The 6,375-nt window shown below is 65.4% G+C and carries 7 protein-coding genes; 4 read left to right on the plus strand and 3 right to left on the minus strand.

Annotation, left to right across the window (positions count from 1 at the left end):
• Positions 1-113 precede the first annotated feature (113 nt).
• The gene (locus tag NMD1_RS16990; protein WP_125955798.1) at positions 114-695 is read left to right on the plus strand and encodes a TetR/AcrR family transcriptional regulator; all 582 of its coding nucleotides are present in this window, start codon (positions 114-116) and stop codon (positions 693-695) included.
• Here NMD1_RS16990 and NMD1_RS16995 read toward each other — a convergent pair.
• Positions 685-1,140 carry a MarR family winged helix-turn-helix transcriptional regulator gene (locus NMD1_RS16995; protein WP_125955800.1) on the minus strand — a complete coding sequence of 152 codons (456 nt, stop codon included), beginning with the start codon at positions 1,138-1,140 and terminating at the stop codon, positions 685-687. The two genes, NMD1_RS16990 and NMD1_RS16995, sit on opposite strands and share 11 nt — an antisense overlap.
• Before the next feature lie 128 nt (positions 1,141-1,268).
• On the opposite strand from NMD1_RS16995, the gene NMD1_RS17000 reads away from it, so the two are divergent.
• A complete protein-coding gene (locus NMD1_RS17000; protein WP_124808668.1) occupies positions 1,269-1,697 on the plus strand; it encodes an organic hydroperoxide resistance protein in 429 nt (142 codons plus the stop codon).
• A gap of 84 nt (positions 1,698-1,781) precedes the next feature.
• On the opposite strand, the gene NMD1_RS17005 is transcribed toward NMD1_RS17000, so the two are convergent.
• Complete coding sequence (locus NMD1_RS17005; protein WP_124808669.1) at positions 1,782-2,546, minus strand: crotonase/enoyl-CoA hydratase family protein; 765 nt, start codon at positions 2,544-2,546, stop codon at positions 1,782-1,784.
• A 210-nt stretch (positions 2,547-2,756) separates the two neighbouring features.
• Here NMD1_RS17005 and NMD1_RS17010 point away from each other — a divergent pair, with 210 nt between their 5' ends.
• Both NMD1_RS17010 and NMD1_RS17015 read left to right on the plus strand, forming a co-directional pair.
• Positions 2,757-3,980: an NADP-dependent isocitrate dehydrogenase gene (locus NMD1_RS17010; RefSeq protein ID WP_124808670.1), complete on the plus strand. Its 1,224-nt coding sequence runs from the start codon at positions 2,757-2,759 to the stop codon at positions 3,978-3,980.
• 251 nt (positions 3,981-4,231) lie between these two features.
• On the plus strand, positions 4,232-6,016 hold the full coding sequence (locus NMD1_RS17015) for a cation:proton antiporter (RefSeq protein WP_125955803.1): 1,785 nt from the start codon (positions 4,232-4,234) through the stop codon (positions 6,014-6,016).
• A 36-nt stretch (positions 6,017-6,052) separates the two neighbouring features.
• On the opposite strand, the gene NMD1_RS17020 is transcribed toward NMD1_RS17015, so the two are convergent.
• Positions 6,053-6,375 (minus strand): glutaminase (locus NMD1_RS17020; RefSeq protein WP_199558149.1); only part of this gene is annotated, 323 nt, incomplete at its 5' end.

Below are 6,375 nucleotides of genomic sequence, written 5' to 3' on the forward strand. Positions count from 1 at the left end.
CGCGCCTGCCCCTCCACGCTTGACCGTTGCAATCGATCGCGGGCTTGGTAGGGCGCAAAACGGAAATGCAAGCGCATACTGGACATACGGGATTGCCACAGAAACAGGCCACCATGGACATCACCGCGACGGACGGACGCCGCAAGCGTTCGGAAACCAGCCGTCAGCGCATTGTCGAGGCGATGATCGCGCTGGTGGGCGAAGGGCATATGAGCCCGAGCGCGGAACAGGTGGCGACGCGTGCCGGCGTGGGCCTGCGCACCGTGTTTCGCCACTTTGCCGACATGGACAGCCTTTACGCCTCGATGGCGCTACGGCTGGAGCGCGAATACGAGGACTGGCTCGATCCGTTCGAGGGGCCGGACTGGCGTGCCAAGCTGGCGGAAATGATCGAACGCCGGCTCAGCACGTATGAAAAGCTGATGCCCTACAAGCGCGCTGCCGATGGCCACCGCCATTCGCTGCCCACGATCCAGCGCAACTACGGGCAGAGGCTGGCGATGATGCGCGAACGGCTGGTCGCAATCATGCCTCCCGCGATCGCCGAGGATCCGATCCTGCTGGAAACGATGGACCTCCTGCTCAGCTTTGAAACCTGGCAACGCCTGCGGCTGGACCAGCACCTGCCCCCGCCTCAGGCGCGCGCGGTGATCGAAAGCGCGGTGGCACGGCTGACAGAAACGGTCAGTCCCTGACCGCGCGGCGCAGCCCGGCGGCAAGTTCGTCGAGCGTCTGCGCCATTTGCCCCAGCCGCGCATGGTCGATGCCGATCGCCTCGCCGATCTGCGGCGGCACGCATTCGATATCGACCGCCAGCGCCCTGCCCGCGTCGCTCAGGCTGACGCGCACCACGCGTTCGTCACGCGTATCGCGCCGGCGCTCGACCAGCCCGGCCGCTTCCAGCCGCTTGATCAGCGGCGTCAGTGTGTTTGATTCCAGGAACAGCGCTTCGCCCAATTCGCTGACCGTCCGCCCGTCGCGCTGCCGCAGCGCCACCAGCACCAGGTATTGCGGATAGGTCAGCCCGAAGCGATCGAGCACCTGCTTGTACAGGCGGTTGAACGCCAGCCCCGCCGCATAGACGGAAAAGCACAAGTAGCCTTCGAATGGGCCAGCGGCGGTTTGGGAAGCGTCTGTCATGCCCGGAATATAAATCGCACACGATTTAATCGCAAGGGGTTGACGATTCGGTGCGGCGGATGCATATAGATCGCACGCGATTTAATCGCTCTCGATTTTAACTCTTCTCAAGCAAAAGGAAGCATCCCATGAGCACCAAGATCCTCTATTCGACCAGCGCCACTGCCACCGGAGGCCGCGATGGCCGCTCGCGCACCGCGGACGGCTCGCTGGACGTTGTGCTCGCAAGCCCCAAGGAGCTGGGCGGCAACGGCCAGGGCAACAATCCCGAACAGCTGTTCGCGGCCGGCTATGCCGCCTGCTTCCTGGGCGCGATGAAGTTCGCGGCCACGCAGGACAAGAGCCTGCCCCGCGTGCCGGCGGATGCCACGGTGACGGCCACGGTCGGCATCGGTCCGCGCGCCGACAAGGGCTTTGGCCTCGCGGTTTCGCTGGAAGTGAGCCTGCCGGGTGTGGACCGCGCCGCCGCCGAGGAGCTGGTGGCCGAAGCCGACACGATCTGTCCCTACAGCCACGCCACGCGCGGCAACATTGAAGTCACGCTCAGCGTCGCCTGAGACCATTTCCCGGACAACAAAAGGCCGGACCATCGCGTGATGGCCCGGCCTTTTGCGCATTCGGTGCGTGGCAAGCGCCGCGCGTTACTTGCCCTGCCAGTTCGGCTTGCGCTTCTCGGCAAAGGCTGCGGCGCCTTCGCGCGCGTCCTGCGAGGTGAACACCGGGGTGATATAGGCCTGCTGCTTGTCCCACATGTCGGCCTCGGTCCATTCGTGCGAATCGCGCACGATGGCCTTCGACGCGGCCAGCGCCAGCGGGCCGTTTTCGGCGATGCGCGCGGCCAGTTCCTTCGCCGCCGGCAGCGACGGGCCTTCGACCACGCGGTTGACGAAGCCCAGCTCGTAGGCCCGGGCCGCATCGATGAAGTCACCGGTCAGCGCCAGTTCCATGGCGATGCGCGGCGGAATCTGGCGCGGCAGCTTGATCAGGCCACCCGCCGCCGCGGCGAGGCCGCGCTTCGCTTCGGGAATACCGAACTTGGAGGCGGAACTGGCCACGATCAGATCGCACGACAACGCCAGTTCCATGCCGCCCGCCAGCGCATAGCCATCGACCGCCGCGATGATCGGCTTCTTCGGCGTCCACTGCGAAAGGCCACCGAACCCGCGCCCGGGAAGCGACGGCGATTCCCCGCGCAGGAAGCCCTTGAGGTCCATGCCGGAACAGAAAGTTCCGCCCGCGCCGGTCAGGATCGCGACCTGCAGGCCGGCTTCCGCGTCAAGCCGGTCCATCGCCGCGCTGATGCCTTCGGCCGCCGCCTTGTTCATGGCGTTCTTGGCGTCGGGCCGGTTGATCGTGACCACCAGGACGTTGCCGTCCACTTCGGTCAGCACTTCAGGTTCGCTCATCCCCATCACTCCTGCAAAATTCCCGGACCTTTAACCGGTCACTTAAAATTCTTGGACCGGACCGCTTCCCGTGTCCAGAGGGAGCGGCCGGCGGGGATGCAGAAAATTGCGCTCTAAGACGGAAGTCCGGGGCGTCCTTGCCTTGCACCACGGCGCGCCTCTGCTAAGGGGAGCCTAACTTTTCTCCCCCAGACGAGGCACGGAACGGCTATGGCGAAGATCAAGGTGAAGAACCCGATCGTCGAAATCGACGGCGATGAAATGACGCGGATCATCTGGGAATGGATTCGCGAACGCCTGATCCTCCCCTACCTCGACGTCGATCTCAAGTACTATGACCTGTCGGTCGAAAAGCGCGACGAGACCAACGACCAGATCACCATCGATTCCGCCAACGCGATCAAGCAGTATGGCGTGGGCGTGAAGTGCGCCACGATCACCCCCGACGAACAGCGCGTCGAGGAATTCGGCCTCAAGAAGATGTGGAAGTCGCCCAACGGCACGATCCGCAACATCCTGGGCGGCGTGGTGTTCCGCGAACCCATCGTGATCCAGAATGTGCCCCGGCTTGTTCCGGGCTGGACCGACCCGATCGTGGTCGGCCGTCACGCCTTCGGCGACCAGTACAAGGCTACCGACACCCTGATCCCCGGCCCCGGCAAGCTGCGCCTGGTGTGGGACGGCGTGGACGGCGAGAAGATCGACCTCGACGTGTTCGACTTCCCCTCGCCCGGCGTCGCCATGGCGATGTACAACCTGGACGATTCGATCCGCGACTTCGCTCGCGCCAGCCTCAACTATGGCCTCAATCTCGGCTGGCCGGTCTATCTCTCGACCAAGAACACCATCCTCAAGGCGTATGACGGGCGCTTCAAGGACCTGTTCCAGGAAGTCTACGAGACCGAAGGCTTCAAGGAAAAGTTCGCCGCCGCCGGCATCGAATACCAGCACCGCCTGATCGACGATATGGTCGCCTCCGCGCTCAAGTGGAGCGGCAAGTTCGTCTGGGCCTGCAAGAACTACGATGGTGACGTCCAGTCCGATACCGTGGCGCAGGGCTTCGGCTCGCTGGGCCTGATGACCTCGGTGCTGATGACGCCGGACGGCAAGACCGTGGAAGCGGAAGCCGCCCACGGCACCGTCACCCGCCACTACCGCCAGCACCAGCAGGGCAAGCAGACCTCGACCAACCCGATCGCGTCGATCTTCGCCTGGACGCGCGGCCTGATCTATCGCGGCAAGTTCGACGATACCCCCGATGTGGTGAAGTTCGCCGAAACGCTGGAACGTGTCTGCATCGAAACCGTCGAAAGCGGCAAGATGACCAAGGACCTCGCGATCCTGATCGGTCCCGACCAGCCGTGGATGACCACCGAGAAGTTCTTCGAGGCGATCGTTGCCAACCTCGAAAAGGAAATGACCGCCTGGAGCTGAGCCAGACGCGTTCCTGACGGACACGAACAGAGGCCCCGGCATTGCCGGGGCCTCTTTCGTTTGGCGCGTGCATCCTTTGCGGGCGATGGGCGCTGCCCACCCCCAACCCCGCCCGCAAGCGGGAGGGGAGAATAAGGCGCATCCCTCGCGCAGCGCTTGCAAGCGATATGATCGCCTTTCATTTTGTTGCTGAGGGCGTTTTCTCTACCGCCGGGGTTGGCAAGGCCGGTTAACGAAGGTTACGGTGCCCCATGGCCGGTTCCCTTGCTCCTTCCGCTGCGCTTTCCGATGCCCTGGTCATTCTCGGCGCCGCCGGAATCGTGATCCCGGCTTTCGCCCGTTTCCGCATCACCCCGATCATCGGGTTCATTCTGGTCGGCCTCGCGGTCGGCCCCTATGGCCTGGGCTCGCTGGTCGGGCAGACTCCGTGGCTCTATCACATCACGATTTCCGATCCGGAGGCGATCGCGCCGTTCGCGGAGTTCGGCATCATCCTGCTGCTCTTCGAGATCGGGCTGGAACTGTCGTTCAACCGCCTGTGGTCGATGCGGCGGCTGGTGTTCGGGCTGGGCGCGATGGAGCTTGCGGGCGGCGCGCTCCTGATCGGCCTCGCCCTGATGAGCATCATGGGAGAAAGCCTTTACGCCGCGCTCGGGCTGGGCCTCGCGCTGGCGCTGTCCTCCACCGCGCTGGTCCTGCCCATCTCGGGCACGCAGGGTCCGGTCGGGCGCGCGGCGCTGTCGATGCTGCTGTTCGAGGATATCGCGCTCGTTCCCATCATCTTCCTGCTCGGCGCGATCGCACCCACGGCGGCGGCGGATGGCGGGGCGGTGCTGCTGGATACGCTGTGGCGCGGCGGTCTCGTCATCATGGCTCTGCTGCTGGCCGGGCGCTTCCTGCTGCCAAGCCTGTTCGCGCAGGCCGCGCAGACCAAAAGCCCTGAACTGTTCCTCGCCGCCAGCCTGCTCGTCGTCATCGTCGCGGCGCTGGCCACGGGTGCGGTCGGCCTTTCGCCAATCATGGGCGCGCTGCTCGCCGGCCTGCTGATCGCGGAGACCGAATACCACAACGAGGTCGAGGCGATCACCAAGCCGTTCAAGGGCCTGGCGCTGGGCGTGTTCCTTATCACCATCGGCATGGGCATAGACCTGCGGGTGGTGTGGGCGAACCTTGGCCCGCTGGCGGCGGGCGTGGTTGGCGTGGTGGTGATCAAGGCGCTCGTCACCGGGCTGCTGCTGCGCGTGATGGGCAAGGGCCGGGGCACCGCGCTCGAGACGGGCATTCTCATGGCCAGCCCTTCGGAAACCACCCTGATCGTACTGGCGACGGCCACCCAGGCGCAGCTGATCCTGCCCGCGACCGCGCAGTTCTGGCAGATCGTCACCGCGATCGGCCTCACCATCACGCCGGCGCTGGCCAAGGTGGGTGAAGCCTTCGCCAAACGGCTGGAAGCGCGCGAGCCGGCCTCGGCCGACCTGCCGCGCGAGGAGCCGGCCGGCGACCGTGCCGTGATCCTCGGCTTCGGCCGCGTCGGCAGGCTGGTGGGCGAGATGCTGGCAATGCACGATGCGCCTTACATCGCCATCGATTCCGACCCCCGGCTCGTCCGCGAGGCACGCCTCGCCGGCCTGCCCGTGCTGTTCGGCAACGTCGCCAGCGAAACGGTGATCGACCGGCTCGATCTCGATCACGCCCGCGCGCTGATCGTCACCATGGACGAGCCGGTGCTGGTCTCGCGCATCGTCAAGAAGCTGCACAAGCTGCGGCCGGAACTGCCGATCATCGTGCGCGCCCGCGACGCGGACCATGCCGGCGAACTCTACCGCGCCGGCGCCTCCCATGCGGTGCCGGAAACGCTGGAAAGCTCGCTGCAACTGTCCGAAGCCGTGCTAGTTGATCTGGGCGTGCCGATGGGGCCGGTGATCGCCTCAATCCACGAAAAGCGCGATGAACTGCGCCAGCAGATCATGGAAGATGGCGATCTGGCCATAGCTCCCAAGCTGAAGTCCACGACCCTGCGCGAACGAACCGCCTGATTCCCGTCAGCCTGATTCCCGTCAGCCTGATCCGGCTCACACAACCGGGCGCGGCTGGAATACCGACCAGCCCGTCCGCTGGGTCAGCCGTTCCAGCGCCAGCGCGCCCAGCTGCGAATTGCCCTTGTCGTTCAGCCCCGGCGACCATACCGCTATCGACGCGATGCCCGGCGCCACGGCGAGTATCCCGCCCCCCACGCCCGATTTGCCCGCAAGGCCGGTGCGGAACGCGAATTCGCCAGAATTGTCGTAGTGCCCGCACAGCATCATCAACGCGTTGATGCGGCGCGCGCGGCGTGGCGAAACGACGCTGAGGCCCGTGGCGGGGTTGCGCCCGTCGTGCATCAGGAACCGCCCCG

The organism is Novosphingobium sp. MD-1 (assembly GCF_001014975.1).
In the GTDB taxonomy this organism is placed as follows: domain Bacteria; phylum Pseudomonadota; class Alphaproteobacteria; order Sphingomonadales; family Sphingomonadaceae; genus Novosphingobium.

What these genes read in the sequence shown, in the direction of transcription:
- NMD1_RS17000 (WP_124808668.1), top strand. Translation starts at nt 1,269, where the DNA reads ATGAGCACCAAGATCCTCTATTCGACCAGCGCCACTGCCACCGGAGGC.
- NMD1_RS16995 (WP_125955800.1), bottom strand. Translation starts at nt 1,140, where the DNA reads ATGACAGACGCTTCCCAAACCGCCGCTGGCCCATTCGAAGGCTACTTG.
- NMD1_RS17005 (WP_124808669.1), bottom strand. Translation starts at nt 2,546, where the DNA reads ATGAGCGAACCTGAAGTGCTGACCGAAGTGGACGGCAACGTCCTGGTG.
- NMD1_RS17015 (WP_125955803.1), top strand. Translation starts at nt 4,232, where the DNA reads ATGGCCGGTTCCCTTGCTCCTTCCGCTGCGCTTTCCGATGCCCTGGTC.
- NMD1_RS17010 (WP_124808670.1), top strand. Translation starts at nt 2,757, where the DNA reads ATGGCGAAGATCAAGGTGAAGAACCCGATCGTCGAAATCGACGGCGAT.
- NMD1_RS16990 (WP_125955798.1), top strand. Translation starts at nt 114, where the DNA reads ATGGACATCACCGCGACGGACGGACGCCGCAAGCGTTCGGAAACCAGC.